The 18,423-nt window shown below is 46.2% G+C and carries 16 protein-coding genes and 1 tRNA gene; 12 read left to right on the plus strand and 5 right to left on the minus strand.

From position 1 onward, the window contains the following. Positions 1 to 118: 118 nt before the first annotated feature. The 4 genes from rpmF to SAPGRDRAFT_RS11990 form a co-directional block, all read right to left on the minus strand. Entirely contained in the window at positions 119 to 349 is a 231-nt protein-coding gene (gene rpmF, locus SAPGRDRAFT_RS11975) for a 50S ribosomal protein L32 (protein ID WP_002659500.1), read from the minus strand. Positions 350 to 399: 50 nt separating this feature from the next. Beyond that, positions 400 to 933, minus strand: coding sequence for a YceD family protein (locus SAPGRDRAFT_RS11980; protein ID WP_002659501.1), 534 nt, complete (start codon positions 931 to 933; stop codon positions 400 to 402). Between the two features lie 142 nt (positions 934 to 1,075). Beyond that, entirely contained in the window at positions 1,076 to 2,608 is a 1,533-nt protein-coding gene (gene dnaB, locus SAPGRDRAFT_RS11985) for a replicative DNA helicase (protein WP_002659502.1), read from the minus strand. 334 nt (positions 2,609 to 2,942) lie between these two features. After that, positions 2,943 to 3,695, minus strand: a complete 753-nt coding sequence (locus tag SAPGRDRAFT_RS11990; RefSeq protein ID WP_002659503.1) for a hypothetical protein — start codon at positions 3,693 to 3,695, stop codon at positions 2,943 to 2,945. A 207-nt stretch (positions 3,696 to 3,902) separates the two neighbouring features. Between SAPGRDRAFT_RS11990 and SAPGRDRAFT_RS11995 the strand changes: the two genes are divergently transcribed. From SAPGRDRAFT_RS11995 to SAPGRDRAFT_RS12030, 8 genes are all read left to right on the plus strand, one after another. Beyond that, positions 3,903 to 4,976, plus strand: a complete 1,074-nt coding sequence (locus SAPGRDRAFT_RS11995) for a PorP/SprF family type IX secretion system membrane protein (RefSeq protein ID WP_002659504.1) — start codon at positions 3,903 to 3,905, stop codon at positions 4,974 to 4,976. A 234-nt stretch (positions 4,977 to 5,210) separates the two neighbouring features. Beyond that, complete coding sequence (locus SAPGRDRAFT_RS12000) at positions 5,211 to 7,496, plus strand: OmpA family protein (RefSeq protein ID WP_002659505.1); 2,286 nt, start codon at positions 5,211 to 5,213, stop codon at positions 7,494 to 7,496. 56 nt (positions 7,497 to 7,552) lie between these two features. After that, positions 7,553 to 7,855, plus strand: a complete 303-nt coding sequence (locus SAPGRDRAFT_RS22120; RefSeq protein WP_301280507.1) for a DUF1573 domain-containing protein — start codon at positions 7,553 to 7,555, stop codon at positions 7,853 to 7,855. Between the two features lie 240 nt (positions 7,856 to 8,095). After that, the gene (locus SAPGRDRAFT_RS12010) at positions 8,096 to 9,055 is read left to right on the plus strand and encodes a hypothetical protein (protein ID WP_002659506.1); all 960 of its coding nucleotides are present in this window, start codon (positions 8,096 to 8,098) and stop codon (positions 9,053 to 9,055) included. 3 nt (positions 9,056 to 9,058) lie between these two features. Continuing rightward, positions 9,059 to 9,865: a hypothetical protein gene (locus tag SAPGRDRAFT_RS12015; protein ID WP_002659507.1), complete on the plus strand. Its 807-nt coding sequence runs from the start codon at positions 9,059 to 9,061 to the stop codon at positions 9,863 to 9,865. A gap of 2 nt (positions 9,866 to 9,867) precedes the next feature. Next, positions 9,868 to 10,824, plus strand: a complete 957-nt coding sequence (locus SAPGRDRAFT_RS12020; protein WP_037350178.1) for a hypothetical protein — start codon at positions 9,868 to 9,870, stop codon at positions 10,822 to 10,824. Further along, on the plus strand, positions 10,824 to 11,393 hold the full coding sequence (locus SAPGRDRAFT_RS12025; protein ID WP_002659509.1) for a hypothetical protein: 570 nt from the start codon (positions 10,824 to 10,826) through the stop codon (positions 11,391 to 11,393). Before SAPGRDRAFT_RS12020 ends, SAPGRDRAFT_RS12025 begins: the two co-directional genes overlap by 1 nt. Then, positions 11,390 to 13,060, plus strand: a complete 1,671-nt coding sequence (locus SAPGRDRAFT_RS12030; RefSeq protein WP_002659510.1) for a hypothetical protein — start codon at positions 11,390 to 11,392, stop codon at positions 13,058 to 13,060. The genes SAPGRDRAFT_RS12025 and SAPGRDRAFT_RS12030 overlap by 4 nt, the downstream gene beginning before the upstream one ends. Positions 13,061 to 13,109: 49 nt before the next feature. Here SAPGRDRAFT_RS12030 and SAPGRDRAFT_RS12035 read toward each other — a convergent pair whose 3' ends face one another. Then, positions 13,110 to 13,331, minus strand: coding sequence for a hypothetical protein (locus tag SAPGRDRAFT_RS12035; RefSeq protein WP_156001906.1), 222 nt, complete (start codon positions 13,329 to 13,331; stop codon positions 13,110 to 13,112). A 59-nt stretch (positions 13,332 to 13,390) separates the two neighbouring features. Between SAPGRDRAFT_RS12035 and SAPGRDRAFT_RS12040 the strand changes: the two genes are divergently transcribed. The 4 genes from SAPGRDRAFT_RS12040 to SAPGRDRAFT_RS12055 all read left to right on the plus strand — a co-directional run bounded on the left by SAPGRDRAFT_RS12040 (position 13,391) and on the right by SAPGRDRAFT_RS12055 (position 18,351). Next, positions 13,391 to 13,464: transfer RNA gene (locus SAPGRDRAFT_RS12040), tRNA-Ala, on the plus strand. 572 nt (positions 13,465 to 14,036) lie between these two features. Further along, positions 14,037 to 16,472, plus strand: coding sequence for an SLBB domain-containing protein (locus SAPGRDRAFT_RS12045; RefSeq protein ID WP_002659512.1), 2,436 nt, complete (start codon positions 14,037 to 14,039; stop codon positions 16,470 to 16,472). A gap of 6 nt (positions 16,473 to 16,478) precedes the next feature. Continuing rightward, a complete protein-coding gene (locus SAPGRDRAFT_RS12050) occupies positions 16,479 to 17,597 on the plus strand; it encodes a hypothetical protein (protein WP_002659513.1) in 1,119 nt (372 codons plus the stop codon). Then, positions 17,587 to 18,351, plus strand: a complete 765-nt coding sequence (locus tag SAPGRDRAFT_RS12055; protein WP_002659514.1) for an alpha/beta fold hydrolase — start codon at positions 17,587 to 17,589, stop codon at positions 18,349 to 18,351. Before SAPGRDRAFT_RS12050 ends, SAPGRDRAFT_RS12055 begins: the two co-directional genes overlap by 11 nt. Positions 18,352 to 18,423: the final 72 nt, after the last annotated feature.

Here is an 18,423-nt window from a genome sequence, read left to right on the forward strand (position 1 = left end):
AGCGCAGTTATCCATTTAGATAACTGCGCTCTTTTTATTTTGGTCTAAAAGAACATAGCTTAGGCTCTAGCTGCCGAGCAACTAGAGCCTGAGATATAAAGCAAAAAGGGGGGTAGACTTAATCGTCTAGGCCTTCATTGCCAAAGTCTACTGCGGGAGCAGCTACTTCTTTAACCTTAGGAGCTACCATAAGGCGGCCGCGGTAAAAACCACACTCGCCACAAACGTGGTGAGGCAATTTAGGAGCGCCACAGTTTTGGCAGTCGATTACGTTAGGAGCCTCGATTTTATAGTGGGTACGACGCTTACGCTTACGTTGTTTTGATATTCTACTCTTAGGATGTGCCATTTCTACAGAATTTTATAAAGTACTATTTTTTCAATAATAAATGTGAAGGGTTATTCTAAGTCTAAATCTTTGAGAGCATCCCAGACAGAAGAATTTGGAGTTTCGTCTTCCTCCTCTTCTTCTTCAGGCAGTTGGCTGTATTGGTCTAGCAAATCCAAAATTTCAGGAGGGCAACCCTCATTGGGGTGGACCTTTCGAATTGGAACAGCGAGTACCAAGAACTCATAGAGTGTATTGGCCAAATCTAGCTGACTGGCGCCATGTTGCAGATAAATTAGCTCGGGCTCAGGGAACTCAGGCAATTCATGCACAAACTTAACAATCATTTGCTCATTTAGCGCAATGGGCAAGTCAAAATCTTGTCCACAAAGGTCGCATTGGGCCGGAACATGGCCAGAAAGCTGAAAGTCAAGCTGCATAAACTGCTGCTTTTTGAGCATTTGCAGTTTAACTACGACTTGGGCCTGGTCTAGAGGGGCATCCTCAAAGGCACTTAAGAACTTTTCATTGAGCTCATAATCAAATTGATGTTGACCATCGGCCAAACTTAGAAAGTTGATTGTGTAGGCTCTAAGATGTTTCATGTCTCCGCTTTTTTTGGAAACGCCTGCAAAAATAGGCAATTTTCAATAAAATAATAATTTTTACAGCCTAGATATTAAAAAACAGTCTTTTAGGCTGCTGCAGACCCTCAAAAGGAAAAAAGGGGCAAGAAGTTCCCATTTTTTAGAAGGGGATATCATCTATACTGCCGTTGTCATTATTCATTTTAGAGGACAGGGGGCTGGGTTCGCCGCCTAAGTTGGAGGGGAGCTGGAAATTGCCGCCGGCTTGTTGCAGGCCATTAAAGTCTTGGTCTTCTAAATTAGAGAAGAGGGCATATTGGCCATCCCAGCGTAGGCGGACGGTTTCTAGCGAACCATTACGGTGTTTGGCGATGATAAGTTCGCCAATATTTTGAAGGGAGTTGCCTTCTTCATCTTCTAGGATATCGTAGTATTCTGGGCGATAAATAAAGGTAACGATATCGGCATCTTGTTCGATGGCACCAGATTCCCGAAGGTCGGAAAGCATAGGGCGTTTGGAGCCGCCACGGGTTTCTACGGCACGGCTTAGTTGCGAGAGGGCGATCACGGGCACATTGAGTTCTTTGGCCAGGGCCTTGAGTCCACGAGAGATGGTAGAGATCTCTTGTTCTCGGTTTCCGTTTTTATCGCCACCGCCTGCGGTCATCAGTTGGAGGTAATCAATAACAACGAGTTGGATATCGTGTTGCATTTTGAGGCGGCGGCATTTGGCGCGCAGTTCAAAGATGCTAATGCCTGGGGTATCATCAATAAAGATGGGCATTTTGCCCAATTGGTCCACTTGTGCATAGAGTTGTTGCCACTCATAATCTTCGAGTTGGCCCTTGCGGAGCTTTTCGGAAGAGATTTGGGTCTGCATAGAGATAATCCGATTGACCAGCTGTACGCTAGACATCTCTAAGGAGAAAAAGGCGACCCCCGAGCTAAACTGTGCGGCTGCATTTTTGGCCACGGCTAGGGTGAAACTGGTTTTACCCATACCTGGACGGGCGGCGACGATGACCAAATCACTGGGTTGCCAGCCGGAGGTCACTCGATCGAGGGCGGTAAAGCCAGAAGGCACTCCGGTCAGTCCATCTTCTTTTTCCGATAGCTCTTCAAATTGTTTGATGGCCATATTGACCAGGGTGCTCATGCCCATAGAGCCTCGGCTGAGGTTTTGTTCGGTAATGCCAAAGAGGCCTTGTTCGGCCTTATCGAGAAGGTCAAAAACATCGGCGGTATCTTCATAGGCCTCATTGATGGTTTCTGTAGACACGCGGATGAGTTCTCTTTGGATGAACTTTTGGGAAATGATGCGGGCGTGATATTCTACGTTGGCGGAAGAGGCTACGCGGTTGGTTAGTTCTACCAATTGGTAGGGGCCGCCTACGGCCTCTAGTTTGCCCATTTTGCGGAGCTCTTCGGTAACGGTCAGCAAATCGACGGGGTTACTATCTTCAAAGAGTTTGCAGATAGCCTTATAAATATGTTGGTGGCGTTCGACATAGAAGCTTTCGGGAGAAAGGATATCGATGACGATGGCCAGGGCATCTTTATCGAGCATCAGTGCGCCCAAGACGGCCTCTTCGAGGGCGGGGGCTTGGGGTTGCACTTTGCCAAAGGCGTTATTGCTTTGGGCTTGCTTGAAGCTCTTGAGATTTTTCTTTTGGTCAGTTTTATTAAAATTCATAGCAGGCGAGTCTTTCAAATAATTGTATATCAATTAGATGAGGTCTTAATTGGTGGTGCTTGTCTGATTTGCGGAGGGCAAATTTGCTAAGAAAAAAAGGGAATAAAAAATTTGTTCTTTGGAACTCCTTTTTTGGGGCCCATAAAATGGGCTTTTGGGGCTTTTCTGGCCAATATTTTTTTTGGAGGGGACAGGCGGCGGAGCCGCCGCAGGCTGAGGGATGGACAGCAGTGGCCCAGAGGGCCAGACCCAGCAGGCGTAGCCTGCGCAGGGCCGAGCGAATAGCGAGCTGCGAAACAGCCCGACCCGAGCGCAGCGAGTGGGCAGCCCCAAATTATTCTTCTTCTTCTAGAATTAGAATTTCTTCAGCGATGGGGCCATACACTTTTTCTTTTTGGGCATTGTAGAGGCTGAGTTGAATTTGGTGTGGGCCTGGGGGGAGGTTTTGGAGGCTATGGGCTTGCCAGTTTTGGATCCACCAGCTTCGTTTTTGGTCGAGCTCGAGCAGGACCTGATAATTTTGGGGGCCAATTTTGCAATTATAGCGATAAAAATCGACAATTACATTTTGGCTTTCTTGGGGGCTAAATTGGCCAAGCGGGCTAGCGTAGGCTATTTGGGCTTGGCGGTTGGGGATGCTTTTTCGGACCGATTGATTGAGGGTTTCTATATCTCGGCAAACGAAGGCTTGGGGGGCGCGAATCACTTGGCCGTTTGGGGCCGAGAGGAAGGCCTTGAAAAGCTGGGGGCCGTCGGGGATCTTGATTTGGAAATTGCGGTCATTTTGGGCGGCATGCAGGCTATCGTTGAGGACCAAATGCAGATGCAGCCCCAGAGGAATATACTTTTGCCCTCTTTTTCGCAGGCTATCAACGGCTTGGCCCAATAAAAGGTTCTGGACAATCATGCTAAGGCGGCCATTTTGGTAATTGAAGCCACGCATCTGGATACTACTGTCTTGATCTAGGGCCAAAGCGGGCAGGGGCAAAAGCTTAACTTTTGATAAGTCTTGTTTTTTTGTAGAACTTTGGCAGCTTAGAAGGAAAAAAGAAAAGAGAAAGAGAAAAAATGCTAATTTTACGCGCATAAACCTATAATTTTGGGGCCCCCTTCTTTTGGGGCAGATTATTTTAAAGCATTTAAGCCAAAGAGTTAAGCCCTTTAGGAGTACTTAGTTTAGTTAAAAAATAACTATATTTAACGCTAAATAATTATTCCGGCGCAAGTAGCCTTGACTGCGCCAAAAGAAAGCAAAAACTCTGAAGCATTAACATTGTACAAAATTATCAGTCAGATGAAAATTTTAAAACCTATACTCCTTTTTTGCATCCTCGCAAGCTGGGGGCAACTGCAGGCGCAGGACGTTCACTTTAGTATGTTCGACATGTCGCCAGTGAACCTCAACCCTGCCTATACGGGCTTCTACGAGGGGACCTTCCGGGTGGGAGGGATCTACCGTAGCCAATGGCAAGGGTTAGGCACCAACAGTTTGCTTCCCCAGGGCGCCACAGGCAATGCCTACCCCACTTCTTTTTCGGGCTACAAAACGCCCTCGGCCTTTATTGATGCCCCAATTATTGGGATCAAAGGCAAAGATAAATTTGGTGCGCCCAAACATTGGTTTGGTGTGGGAATTAACTTCTATAACGACCAAGTTTCTTATTTGTCGACCCTAAAAGCAGAATTGGCCCTAGCTTTTCATGCTGGACTTGGCGCTAGAGGCAATACCCGCCTCTCTTTTGGCTTCAAAGGAGGCATCATACAACAGTCGGTTGGCGATGCTAGCGATTATACTTTTGAAAATGATATTACTGGCGGTACTGCCGAAACTTTTTCTAGCGGAACCGCTAGCGGAATGGATTTCTCGGCCGGTTTGATGCTCTCTCATGTGGCTGCTGGCTGGAATATCGAGGCAGGTGTAGCTTATAACCACCTCAACTCGCCCGAATTGACCATCACCAACGATGTCTATAAGTTGCCTTCTAATATTATTGGTAGTGTTCGCTCAAATATTAGCCTAACGCGCAAACTGTCTGTTCGCCCTATGGCTTTTGTTCAGTATATGGATAAAGCCTTTGAGGCCAACTTGCAGGCCCTTGCCGCTATCCACTTCAATGACACTAAGGACTTTAATCTATTGGCAGGTGCTGGTTACCGCCTTTCTGATGCTACCTTCGCTCGCCTCGGCCTAGAATACCGCGGCCTTTCTTTTGGCGTAGCCTATGACTTTAACCTCTCGGGCTTGTCTAATAGCAACTACAGCGGTGACAATCTCCGGGGCCAAGGCTTCGAATTGGGCCTTACTTATATTGCCAAAATTTACAGAACTCCTGTGGTCAAAGAAATTCTCTTTAACCCTCGTTTCTAATGCTGTTCTGCTGTTTTGGGGCCTCCGCAGCAAAGCTGCGGCGCTACGCTTCGGGGCTCGCTATTCGCTCGGCCCTTCGGCGCTAAAGCGCCTCGGTCTGGCCCAAAGGGCCACCCGCTCCGCATCGCTAGGCCGCTCTACCAAAAACTCCACCCAAGGAAACTCTCCGGCCCCCAAAACAAACAGCCCGCATATTTTAAACAAGCATCTCCCTTAAAATTTAGAAAAATAGCAATGAAAAACTATTTCCTATCGGCCTTGCTAGTTTTACTAGCCATGCCATTCGTCTGGGGACAACCTGTGGGCAATAACCAACCCACAGAAAAACTAGAAGAAATCGCTTCTAGTAACCTCGAACGCTACGATACTTGGAACGCCTTGGATTACTTCAAACAGGTCCGCGAACGCAAACCCAATGATGTAAAGGCCAACTATGATGTAGCTTATACTTATTTCCTTCTTCGCGATTATACTTCTGCCGAAAAAGAATTTCAGCAGCTGATCGAACTCGATAAGGAAAACTTTATGCCTATGGCGGGCTGGTATTATGCCCAAAGCCTAAAATTAGCCGGCAAATACAGCGATTGTATCCCCGCCTTTGAAAGCTTCAAAAGCAAATACAATGGCGAAGATGCCGACCGCATGAAAACTTTGGCCGATGTGGAAATCGCAGGAGCCAAATGGGCCCAAACTATGACTTCGCCCAAAGAAGAACTCATTATTAAGCCTCTAGATAAAACAGTAAACTCTCCACTTATGGAGAATTACGCTTACCCTATTGGCCGTAATAAAATTGTCTTCTCTGCCCTCCGTGGCGATAGTATTATCGTTTTGGAAGATGCCGAAGAAGAAGCCAAGTTTGCCCGCATCTTTGTGGCCGAAAAAGCAGAAGATGGCGAAAAATGGGAGAAAGTAGAGCCGTTTAGCGCTTCTACACTTGCCGCTGAAGGCTTTCATGTGGTAAACCCAACCTTTAATAAGGATATGAACCGCTTTTTCTTCGCTAAAGCTCAGTTGGTGGGTAACCTACTCGAAAATAGCAAAATTTATGGCGCAGGCTATGACGGTACTAATGTTACTGAGCCTACTGCCCTTGATTTTAATGATGGAGAATATAGCTGCAAAAACCCCGCAGTCGGTATGCTAGATGGCCAAGAAGTACTTTTCTTTGCTTCTAATATGCCCGGCGGTAAAGGTGGTTTCGATATCTGGTATGCAGAAATCAATGCCGACGGAACTACTCGCACCCCCCTCAACCTAGAAGCCGTAAATACAGTAGGTGACGAAAGCCACCCCTTCTTCGATGAGCGCGATAATCGTCTCTATTTTGCTTCTAATGGCCACCCCGGTATGGGCGGTATCGACCTTTTCCAAACAGAGCGCAATGAAGCTGGCGCTTGGTCTGCTGTAGAAAATATGGGACCTGGCTTTAATACTAGCGTAGACGAATTTGGCTTCATCGTGACTCGTGAAGGCCGCGATGATTGCTTTGGCTACCTGATCTCTAACCGTGAGGGAAGTAGCGGAGCCGTACAAAGCCAAACTTCTACCGATGATATCTTCTCTATCTTGATGCCCGAACGTTGTGATGTTGATCTAATCGTTAATGTAAACGATGATAAAACAGGAGAAGAAGTAGTAGGCGCTACCGTGAAAATTGTAGACAAAGAAACTGGTGAAGTAGTTGCCGAACAAACCAATACCGAAGATAACAAATTTGTATTTCCGCTAGAACAAGGTAAAGAGTATGAAGTAGTGGCTAGCAAAGAAGGCTGGGAAACTGGCTCTAGCACTTCTGCTGATACTCGCCGCCCCGCTCTAGAAAATCGCTTTGGTAGCGTTTCTGGCCCTATGGAATGGGAAGAAACCACCACCTTGAAAGAAGCTGGCTTGATGGTGCAAACCTTTGACCGCAACAGCAATGCTCCTTTGAATGGCGTAACCGTAATGGTTTATGATGGCGATAAGTTGGTAGACGAAAAAACAATGACTGATGGCAATCAGTTTAGCTTTATTTTGGACAACAACAAAGAGTACAAAATCAAAGCTCGTCTAGAAGGCTATATCGGCGATTTTAAGACCGTAAAAGCAACAGAGGCTAAAGAGATGCACAAATTGTATTTGGCTCCTCCTCCCTTGTTTGTCAATGTATTGTTTGACTTTAACAAGTCGAATATCCGTACTGGCGCAGCCGATACCTTGGACCGCATTGCTGAAGTGATGACTGACTATCCTGAAATGGTGGTGGAAGTACGTGGTTTTACCGATGCCATTGGTGCTAATAGCTACAACGACCGTCTTTCTAAGCGTCGTTCTAAAGCGGCTATTGACTACCTAGTAGAAAAAGGCATTGCTGTTGAGCGCTTGATTGCTAAAGGTTTTGGTGAAGCCGAGCCTGTTGCTCCCAACGAAAACGAAGATGGTAGTGATAACCCTGAAGGTCGTCAGCTCAACCGTCGTGTAGAGTTCAAGATTATTGAAGGTAATGTTGGCGCTGTAGAAACAGAAAAAAAAAACTAACTGAATCGGCTGCTCCTATTCAAGAGAATAAGCGGCCAAAGACAACAGTAAAGTTTATCGAGCCAGAACTGAAGCTGGGAGAACTCAAATATGGAGCAGTTAAGGAAGCGACTATTGAATTTGTCAATACTGGGACCGAAGACTTGAAGATTGAGTTTGTGCAAGGTGGATGTAGCTGTACGGAGCCTACTTCATGGAGCCGCAAAGCCATTGCCCCGGGCCAAAAAGGCTATGTCAAAATTAAGTTTGACTCTTCTAAGGCCGATATTAAAAAAGGCTACGAATCTGCTGTAGAAATTTATGGTAATGTAGAAGGTGATCTTTTGCTATACTATCTTAGTGCGGATATTGTAAAATAGCTTTTTCAGTTAGCCGAAACCCCTAAACGACTATTTTGCGTTTAGGGGTTTTTTTTATGTTTAGGGCCTAGTTGTTTTGCGTCTTGCAGGCCCAAAGGGCCGCAGGCCTAGCGATGCGGAGGGGTGGCCCATAGGGCCAGACCGAAGGCGAAACGAAGTGTAGCCTGAAGGGCCGAGCAGACCTGCGAGCCCCAAAGCGTAGCGCCTGCTGAAGGCAGGAGGCCCCAAAAGAAAAAAACTATGAATCAAATTGTATTACTTTTTGCAATTTTAGTTGTAGGTAGCTTGCAGGCACAAGTAGATGCCTATCGTTATTTGGGCCTAAAGCTGGCCCCGCAAGAGGTAACAAATATTCGTCTGAAGGAGACTTATGTCATCAATAAATCTAAAGGGGCTAAATTTAAGGAGAGGTATTTATTTTCGAGAGAAGAGTATAATGAGCAAGGGAAGCGCTCCCTCAATTTGTTTTTTAAGCCAGATGCTAGTTTAGAGTCGAAAATTGTGGCCTTTTATCCTGATTCGACCAAAGAAATTAACATCTTTCAGCAAAAAGGGGAGGTAGTAGATAGTGCTGTTTTTCTTTTTCATCCTGATGGACGAAGGAAGATGGAAGTTTGGTATTGGGGAGATAATTGCAGTACAGACAGTTTGTTGTTTTCTTATAATGCCCGCAAACAATTATCTAAGGTGTTTAGGCGCTATGATTGGGATGAAAAATGGGATACGCTTTTTTACAAGGCCGATGGCAGCTTGGATAAGGCCATTTTTTATAGCAAGGCCGATGGGTTACAAAAGCAAGTAGACTTTTTATTTTCTCCAGATTCTTTTTTGTTAAAAACGGCTAGTCGCAACCGCGACCGTTTAATTATAGAAGAAGAATACTTTTTTTATGATAAAAAGGGCCGTTTGGATTATACCACCACCCGTTATTTTCCAGATGGAGAAGAAAAGCCCGAAACGCCTCGTTTGACCAGCCATTATAGCTATTGGCGAAATGGGGAGTTGAAGCGGCTAAAAAAGGTATTATCGTCTAAGAATAAAAAGCGAATTTCGGTTTCTGTCTTAAAATATAATCGTTCTGGCCGTTTAATTTATCAGCGAGACCGAAATAAGTCGGCGGGGATAGATAGTAAAATTATTATAGAATATAGAGCTCGGCCCAAGGGCTGGACGTCTCGGCAGGGCTCAAATTTTTGGTAGCAGATGAAGAAATTATGGATTCTATTGCTGTTTGTTTTCTTTGCAGGCAAAGAGCTAGCTGCTTGTAGTTATGCCTATCAGTATAGTTTATTTTTATTGGGCAGTAGCTCGGGCGAGCTCATTTGGTTAGAGCTAGAGCTAGAGCGCTATGTGAGTGGGGGAGCGGGCAGTTTGCCCAATTTTCGGCCTATGGGGCGGACTAAAAGCCTGGGGCAGACTCGTTGGAAGGGGCAGTTAAAATTGAAAAAGGGGCAAGAAATTGACCAATTAGTACAGTATAAGCATATTGCTTGGGTAGATTTGGCCGATGAAGATTATCAGGAGTATCTGGCGCCTCATTTTGCCAAGGCTCAAGGCTTGGCCGAGGAGCTGCCCTTTTTTCGGCCTGCCCAACTACTAGAAGAGGCTATTTGTGACTATGACCGCAGTTGTGGCCAAATGCAGCTGAAGGCGGATAGTTTGGCCCTTTGGGCCGCCTTGCCTGGCCAGAAGGGAGCCAAAGCCCATTTTCCGGGGCCCGTCTTGAGCAAGTTTGAAAACCTCACTCGACTCAATTATAGCGAAATGGGCAAACTGGCGGCAGAAGAGCGCCTCAACTTTTTTCAGGCCTGGAAACCCTTCTCTGTTCGGCATTATCGCTTGGCGGGCCAAGAGATTTATGTTTATAGCTTAGGTTGGGGCTTGGCCAAGGGCTATAAACCGCGGCCCTCTGCGGCTTGGTTGCCCTGGGGGCGGCCCCTAAAAGATTATATTCGAGGAAATAAAGTAATGATGCATGGGCAGCGTTTCGACTTCTTCCAAATTTTGTAAATTTGCAAATCAAAAAATTAAACGAGATCAATTTATTTAAAATGTTAGGAGTCAAGCGTATTTTATTGTGTTGTGGCCTAGGCCTATTATTGAGCTGCTCATCGGAAAAGCCAAAGATAAATGTAGGTGCCATTGCCGAGGAGACGGATAGCTTATATACGGCCTTGCAAAGCGAGCTGGCTTTTTATCGAGAGAGGGCCGATAGCTTATATCCCGCCCTTTTAGATAAAGAGGCCGAGCTAGATAAGCAGTATCTAAAGATTAAAAATCTTTTGGCCCAAGCCGATCGGCAAAAAAATAATGAGCGCAAATTGGCCAGCCAAGTAGAGGCCCTGCAAGAAGAACTCAAAAAACTGAGGGCTTTTGTAGATGAACAAACCCTAGATTTGGCCGAATTGCGCCGGCAGAATGCCCAACTAGTAGAGGAACGCAGCGAATACCGCAAACTCTATGAGCAAGAACAAGATCTAAAAGACTCCCTGGCCCAAAAAGCCGCCAACCTAAAAGAAACCACCGAAGAACTCAATAAACAACTAGATAAAGGCGCTGTCCTCCGGATCTCTAATTTAGAGTTTATTGCCGCCAAATTGAGCAAAGGAGGAGATACAAAGGCCACCAACCGCCGAAAACGAGCAGAGTTTTTTCAGGCTTGCTTCAAAATAGTGAAAAATGAGGTGGTGGTTCCTGGCCCCAATAAGTTTTATATGCAAATTATAGATCCCAATGGCCACATTATTGTCGAAGAAAAAATGGGCGGCGGCTATTTCTCCGATGCAGAAGGACATAAAGTGCCTTATACTATTGTAAAAAGCTTTGAGTATTATCCCGATAAAGAGGACCTTTGTATTAGCTGGAGCCCCGCAGTAGGCAGCAAATGGACCTTTGAAAAAGGCGACTATAGCCTGCAACTCTATAATAGAGGCCTTAAGGTGGGCTTCCAAAAATTATCGCTCCGCTAATGCAATTGCACGCCCTAATAACTGCCTGCCAGCAAATTTTGAACAAGCAAAGAAGCAGCCTTTGCTACCATAATTTGGCCCACACAAAAGGCGTAGTAGCCGCTGTAGGAGCCCTAGATATCGCTGCCGAAATCTTAGTTCCAGCCGCCTATATCCATGATTTAGGCTATGAACAATCGGCCCAAGGACATGAGGCAATAGCTATAGCTTGGGCCGAAAAACAGCTGCCCAAATGGGAGTTTAAGCAAAAACAAATTCAAGAAATTTGTCTAGCCATTGAAGCTACCCAATTGGGCCAACAACCAAAGACAAATTTAGGCGCCTACCTCAAAGATGCCGATATCTCCTATAGCTTGAGTAGCCATTTTTGGAGCCGTGGAGACTTGCTCCGAACAGAATGGCAACTAGAAAACCAAAGGCAATATAGCCATACAGCCTGGCTGCAACTGCAATATCATTTTCTAGAACAACTGTTGTTTTTTAGCCCCTGGGGGCAGCTTTATTTAGAACCACTGCGGCGCTATTATCTTCAGCAAATTGCTGAACGGCTGCAAAAAATGAACATATGAATTATCCCCAATCTATTTTTTTATTGCTCTGGGCCTGCCTCTGTGCCAATAGCCTGATGGCCCAAACAAAGGAGGATAAGGAGGAAGAACCCCCCAAACGCTATTATATAATCGATATGACGGTGGCCTCTATGAAAAAAGCTGCCGAATCCTCTAAAAGCGGCTACCGAAAAAGCCCCTGGAAAACAATAGAGCATAACTGCGAAATCGAATTGCCCTTTGAGCTAGATAATGCCTTTTTGGGCGTGCCCAAACAATCACAAGCTAGTCTGCTCAATCTGGTCAAAGGAGGGGTCAAAATCTCTAATCAGGTGATCCAACCCATCGAAAGACAACTGATGACCTCAGACTATTTTCGCCCCGGAATTAGTAAGGAGCTCTTTGAATGCCTAACGGGCTGCACCCTGGCCGAAAAAGATTTTCAACAAAGCCATTTTCTCTATATCGAGGACCTGAGCCGAGATATCGCCTACGCCCGTAGCGAACTCTATGGCGAAAGCTCTTTCGACTCCCCCTTGCCTTACCCTACGCCCTGGGGCAATTATAAATGCCGCATGATTAGAACCAAGGCCGACCTCGATAGCGTGATGAACCACCCCGAAGAAATTGGCCTGACCTATAGCTTGCGTGGTGGACACGTCTTTAGCGACCTCTTTGCCCTGCGCCCCGATGAAGAAAGCGGAGAAACTAATCTGGAAATCTTGGGCCGTCAAGAGTTTGGCCAGCTGGTCCTCAATAGTGTCAACCAACTCAAAGGCATTTTACCCATCCGCCAAAAAACAGGGGAGTACCTCAGTGTACCCATTTTTTCTATTAGCTTCGGCAATTATTTTGAAGATGGTATCGTGGGCAAGGTCTCCAGATTCAATAGCGCTCAAGAAGAGGTTTTTGGCAAACAAAATAGCCTGGGTAAAGGCTTTACCGAACTGGGCCAATGGGTCTGCCGCCGCCTACTCGATAAAAAGGTGGGCCGCCGCATCTTAGTCGATGTAGCCGATATGAGCCTAGAGGGCCGCCTCTGGTTCTATGGCTACCTCAAAGAAGAACGCTTCCGAAAAGATACCATCCCCGCCCTAGCCCTCAATGTAGGCATCAGCGGCCTTTCCTATAAAGATAATGCCTATAGCGGAAGCGACGAACCCGTCAAAAATCAACAGTCGTTTTTCAATAATCGCCAAGCCAATTTGTGCCGCCAAGATATTAAGGCGATCGTCAAATCAAAGGGCTTAGTCGGTATCTCGCTAGATAGAGACCGCCTGATGGGCAAGGCCTTCCAAACCCGATACAATTCTACTATGCCCGGCTCGGCCAACCGAAGAGCCGTAGCCGTAGAGGCCATTGTGGCCAATATTTGCCGCTTCATTTATGTGGCCCAATCCATTGATGCCTGGGAAATGCTCAGCATCTCTTCCTCTTTCGATATGTACGCCCGCCCCCTAGAGGTCTATGATAGCTCCGATGATATGGAGCAACTCTATCGCGACCTAATCAACTTTTTTGAACATCCCCATGATATCGAAGGCCTCTATACCGCTGAAGATATCCAAACGTTTATGTATAGTTTTTCTGCCGAGGAGTTGGTAGATCGCATTATGTATAAAAATGCCCTGAATTTTATGTACAAAAATTTGCCTGAAGTAGATCTAGAGGAAAAAAAAAGTAATTAAGGGATTTTGGGGCCCGCGGCCGGCTAGGCTTTGCCTAGGTCGGCCGCCGCTATGCTGCGGGGCTCGCAGGTCTGCTCGGCCCTTCGTTTTTTTCGCTGCGCTCAAAAAACTCGGTCTGGCCTTCGGCCACCCACTCCGCAGCGCTGGGCCCGCCCGCCGCAAAACTTCTCGGCTTCGCAAAAAAAAAAGAACAGATAAACTTTTGAAAATCAATATAAAAGATAAACCTAGCTCCAGAAATGTCATTTTTTAGCTGGAAAAAGTTTGGCAAAACCAAAAAGCTGTTTTATATTTGCAACGCACTCAAAGGAATGCAATGTTAAGTTGAATGGGGGATTAGCTCAGCTGGCTAGAGCGCTTGCATGGCATGCAAGAGGTCATCGGTTCGACTCCGATATTCTCCACAAAGAGACCAACAGTTTTGTTGGTCTCTTTTTTTTTTGCTTTTTATCTAAAATTGGGCGCTTTATAGCAGAAAATCAGTAACTTAGTTAAGTGACTAAGACTAAAGTTATGGATAAAAAGCGGACAAAAAAAAACCTCTATCTACTTTCTAGCTGGATTCTTCGGGCCCTTAGGAAAGAGAAGAAAACTCGGCCAATTAGCCAGCGCCTAGAGTTTAATTGCCGGCCCAGCCTGATTAAAGCCTTGGCCCATAAGCAAAAAATGAAAAAAAAGAGCCTCTAAAAGCCCGCTATAGCGGGCTTTTTCCGTTAGAGCCAAAGACAAAAGCCAAGGGCGGGCCGGCCTAGCGATGCGGCGGGCTGGCCCAAAGGGCCAGACCAAGGCGCCGAAGGCGACGAAGGGCCGAGCAGACCTGCGAGCCCCAAAGCGACAACAAGGTCTTTAGACCGCAGTTCGACGACCAAAGGGAGTAACCGCCTGCCGTAGGCAGGAGGCCCCAAAAAAATAATAGTCACTTAATAGAAAACTTGTACCTTAGCAATTCTAAGTAAAATCAAACCTTTTGACCAGTATGCGAGAGCAGATTAGCTTGTTTATCCTGATTTGTTGTAGCCTGTTTGCCCTAAATCTGCAGGCCCAAATTCCTCCTATTGTGCCTCCTGTTATTGACCCCGGCCAAGTAGATCCTGGCGGCAATGGCGGAATCATTGAGGCGCCAAAAGTAGACCCCAAGGCTAGCGAAATAAATGCCGAGGAAAAAAAAGTAAAAGACCAAATAGAAGAAGAGCGAAAAGAACAACGCAAGGAAGAAGAAGAAAAAGATATTTTGGCCCGCAAACGCCAAGAAGAACTGCCCGAACCCAAAATTTGGGGGCAGCAGTTTTTTAGAGATCAAAGTATTAAACTCTTTGACCGCTCCAAAAACCAGAGAGCCATTGAAAGCTATCGTATTGCCTCTGGCGACGAAATTGAAGTGACCGTTTGGGGCGCCGTAGATTTTAGCAAAAGTGTAAGCGTAAATGACAATGGTTATATAGACCTCTCTATTCCAGACCTCTTGGTTCCTCGGCTCTATATTAAGGGCATGAAATTTAGTGATGTGCGGGATGCGATTTATCAGCGGCTTTCTCGGCACATGAATATGAAAGGTTCTAATTATGATGTGCAGCTAAATTACTCTAGGAGTATTACGGTCAATATTACGGGAGAGGTATTTAGCCCAGGAAGCTATACTATTCCCGCTACCAACACCGCCTTTAATGCCCTAGTAGCTTCTGGCGGCCCCTCTCAGATTGGTAGTGTGCGCCGGATCAAAGTAATTAGTAGTGATCATCCGACTAGGCAGCTGGATGTCTATAAGTTTGCAAAGAACCCCAATGTTTCTGAGGAGTTTTTCTTAGATAATAACGACTATATTTTTGTGCCTTTGGCCGAAAAAGTAGTGGAGGTTCGAGGATCTGTTAAGCGCCCTTTTTACTACGAACTGCTAGAGGGAGAGCAACTGTTAGAAGCCCTAGCCTTTGCGGGAGGCGTAAAAGCAGATGCCTATTTGCGGAATATTCAGATTAAGCGTTATGCCAATGACGAAGAGCGAATTATTGATGTGAATTTGGCCCAAATTATAGCCAATGAAGAGAACTTCCCTTTGATGACAGGGGACATTATTGATCTTTCGCCCATTTCTGAGGCCTACTCTAATTATGTGACGGTAGAAGGGGCCGTAAAGCTGCCTGGAGAATATGAACTAGGCGCGGGGACTCGTATCCTGGAAGTCTTGCAGAAGTCGGGCATTATGCTTTCTGCCGTTAAAGAAAAAATTTATGTGCGTCGCTTACGCCCCGATTTCTCTATTGAATACATTGATGTGAGCATTGATAGCATTTTGGCCGGCCAAGAAACCGCCAATATCGCTTTGCGGGCCCTCGATAAAATTGAGGTGAAATTCAAATCGGAATTTGTAGATGAATACAGGGTGCAAATTTATGGGGCCGTGCGCAAATCAGGCGCCTACGCCCATAGTGATAGCCTCACTTTAGCCGATCTGCTTTATCTGGCCAATGGCATCGAAAAAGAAGCAGCTAACTCTATTCTAGAAATCTCTAGATTGGTTCCTCAAGCTGACGGAAGCTCTAAGGTAGAGCTGATGAGCTATGATATCAATGAAGATTTAGAGGTGCTTGGGGCCGAAGGCCTGACCCTAGAACCCCGAGACCAAATATTTGTGCGCCTAGCCAAAAATTATAAGCTTCCCCAAAATGTAAGCATCCAAGGGGAAATTGCCTACCCCGGCGCCTATACCTTGCAAGATAATGGCGAACGCATTGCCGACCTCTTGGCTAGGGCAGGGGGAACCACCACTCTGGCTTTTCTAGAAGGCGCTCGCCTGATCCGCCAAGGCGAAGGCTTTGTGGTCCTCGACCTCAAAGATGTGGTGACTAACCCAGATTCTCGATTTAACTATATTTTGCGCCCAGGCGACCAACTCTCTATTCCTGTGGTTAAAGATTTGGTGGCCATCGCTGGCCGGATTAACCACCCCGAGGTGAAAAACAAATCGGAAATTGCCGAAATCGAACTGAAATTGAAGTTGCTGAAAACCGAGAATAAGATCGAAAGAGAAGAAATTCAGGCCGAAGAAGCCATTAGCCGAAAAATTAAGCCCGACCGCATCAATGTGCCTTTTCATAAAGGCAAACGAGCCAATTATTACCTCAAAGAATATGCTGGGGGAATTGACCGAGCCAATGGTGGCCGCAAACGCCTAGTCTATGTTCGCTACCCCTCTGGTGCCGTAAAGAAAACACGGAACTATTTTTTCTTTAAATGCTACCCCAAAGTGACTAAAGGCGCTATGGTTTATGTAGACACCAAAACAAAAACCGATAAACAAAATATTCCCAAGAAGAAACGACAGCCCATCGAATGGAACCGCATCATCCAAAATGGGGTAGCCATTACTTCTTCTACCTTGACCCTCTTGCTCGCTATTCGAGCCCTAAACAACTAAGTGACTATGGATTTTTCTCAGTTGCTGACGGCTGAAAATATACAGAAACAACTCAAGCGCTATGCACTGCTTTGGCTAAAATGGTCTTGGCTGGTGCTGATTCTTATGGCCGCCTTGGGCTATTATCTCTATCAGTCTAAAGCAAAACTCCCTACCCGATATGTCGCCCGCCTCTCTTTTAGCATGAATGAAGGAGGCGGAGCCGACCAAGGCTATCTGCAGCAGGTGCTAGGCGGAGGCCTCTTTGGAGGCCTAGGCGGAAGCGCTGAATTGGCCTCCGGAAATATGGGGCGCTTGCAAGAGTTGCTCAGCACCCGCCGCCTTTTGCAAATGGCCCTCTTTGAAGAGGTTGAAATGATGTATCCTGAAGGCCCTAAGAAGGACTTTATGATCCATCATTACCTAGAGCTACAAGCTATGCGGAAACAATGGGCAGAAGAGGAGCGAGCGCTGGCAAATGTTTATTTTAAACATAAAAAATTTGAGACCTTTAGTCGCCAAGAAAATGTAGTCTTACAAGCGGCTGTGGGCCGCATCCAACAACAACTAACCCAAGAACTTAGCCCCTCCGAAATTCTGAATATTCGCTTTGTGAGCAATTCAGAGGTCCTCTCTCATGATTTTATTAACCTGCTCTATAATAAACTTAATACCTATTATAGTAACCAATCGGTAGAAAAACAACGCCGAATCTTTGAGGCCGCCCGAAATCGTAGAGATTCGCTAGAACAGGAAATGGACCAGGCGGAAGGCGATTATATTAAATACCTCAACCAACATAATGCTACCGCTCAAGGCCGCTATGCCGAAAGTATCCGCACGCAGTATTTGGCCCGAAAACTCTCCGGCGAAATGGAGGGCTATTTTCTCGCCATCAAAAATGTAGAAACCGCCAAGTTGGCCCTAGAACAACAAACCCCTTTGCTGCAGGTCATCGACCGACCGCTTTACCCACTCTATGCCGAACGCCCCAACCCCCGCCTGTTCCTATTTATTGGCCTCTTTTTAGGCTTTTTCTTAGGGACGTCCGCCATTCTAGGTATACAAGGAGCCAAAGATCTAATGAAGTTTCTAAAGGCCCAGCAAGCCACCAAAAAAGAACCGCAAACCGAAGATGATGCCTAAGCTTTTTTATCAAGAGACTGGCCAAGAAAATGGCCCCATCTTGCTTTATTTACACGGCTTTTGTGAAGACCACCGCATTTTTACCCCCTTCCAAGAACAGCTGGGCCAAAAGTATCGGCAGCTGCTGCCCGACCTCCCCGGCTTTGGCCAATCAACAGGAGCAGCAGAGGATCTCGGCCAATTGGCCGAGATCCTCTGGCAATGGCTAGATGATTTGAAGGTAGAAAAAATTAGCCTTTTGGGCCATTCTATGGGCGGCTATCTGGCCCTGGCGATGCTCGAAAAACGCCCTCAAGCTATTGAAAGACTCTGCCTGCTGCATAGCCACCCCTTTGCCGACCCCCCAGCCAAACAAGCCAAACGAAAAAAATCAGCCGCCTTTATTGAGAAATATGGGGTAGCCACTTACCTCCAACAACTGATTCCCCAACTTTTTCCCGCAGAAGTCCGTAAAACAAAATTGGTCCAAACCTTTTTGAAAGAACAAAGCGGACATAGCGCCCAAGGCGTGCTGGCCGCCCTCAAAGCGATGTGGTCTCGACCCGATCGCTCTGCCATTTTGGCCCAATATGAAGGCCCCGTACTGGCCGTGATTGGCGAACTAGACGAGGTGGTTCCCCCCGCCTTTTCTGCCGCCCAAGCCCAAGAACAACTCTCCCCAAATTGGCAGTGCAAAACAATTCCGAATATTGGCCATATGGGCTTTTTAGAAGCAGCCAACCAACTGAACGAAATTTTTAACCATTTTTTTTAGCTCCACACACCTCTTTTTTGCTTCCCAACATCTATTAAGGTGTTTGCAGCAATTTTAATTATGTTTTCATTT

This window comes from Saprospira grandis DSM 2844, from assembly GCF_000275825.1.
Classification (GTDB): Bacteria; Bacteroidota; Bacteroidia; order Chitinophagales; family Saprospiraceae; genus Saprospira; species Saprospira grandis_A.

Coding starts and splice junctions, on each gene's coding strand:
- SAPGRDRAFT_RS12045 (WP_002659512.1), top strand. CDS start 14,037: ATGCGAGAGCAGATTAGCTTGTTTATCCTGATTTGTTGTAGCCTGTTT.
- SAPGRDRAFT_RS12025 (WP_002659509.1), top strand. CDS start 10,824: ATGCAATTGCACGCCCTAATAACTGCCTGCCAGCAAATTTTGAACAAG.
- rpmF (WP_002659500.1), bottom strand. CDS start 349: ATGGCACATCCTAAGAGTAGAATATCAAAACAACGTAAGCGTAAGCGT.
- SAPGRDRAFT_RS12050 (WP_002659513.1), top strand. CDS start 16,479: ATGGATTTTTCTCAGTTGCTGACGGCTGAAAATATACAGAAACAACTC.
- dnaB (WP_002659502.1), bottom strand. CDS start 2,608: ATGAATTTTAATAAAACTGACCAAAAGAAAAATCTCAAGAGCTTCAAG.
- SAPGRDRAFT_RS12010 (WP_002659506.1), top strand. CDS start 8,096: ATGAATCAAATTGTATTACTTTTTGCAATTTTAGTTGTAGGTAGCTTG.
- SAPGRDRAFT_RS11995 (WP_002659504.1), top strand. CDS start 3,903: ATGAAAATTTTAAAACCTATACTCCTTTTTTGCATCCTCGCAAGCTGG.
- SAPGRDRAFT_RS12015 (WP_002659507.1), top strand. CDS start 9,059: ATGAAGAAATTATGGATTCTATTGCTGTTTGTTTTCTTTGCAGGCAAA.
- SAPGRDRAFT_RS12030 (WP_002659510.1), top strand. CDS start 11,390: ATGAATTATCCCCAATCTATTTTTTTATTGCTCTGGGCCTGCCTCTGT.
- SAPGRDRAFT_RS11980 (WP_002659501.1), bottom strand. CDS start 933: ATGAAACATCTTAGAGCCTACACAATCAACTTTCTAAGTTTGGCCGAT.
- SAPGRDRAFT_RS11990 (WP_002659503.1), bottom strand. CDS start 3,695: ATGCGCGTAAAATTAGCATTTTTTCTCTTTCTCTTTTCTTTTTTCCTT.
- SAPGRDRAFT_RS12055 (WP_002659514.1), top strand. CDS start 17,587: ATGATGCCTAAGCTTTTTTATCAAGAGACTGGCCAAGAAAATGGCCCC.
- SAPGRDRAFT_RS12000 (WP_002659505.1), top strand. CDS start 5,211: ATGAAAAACTATTTCCTATCGGCCTTGCTAGTTTTACTAGCCATGCCA.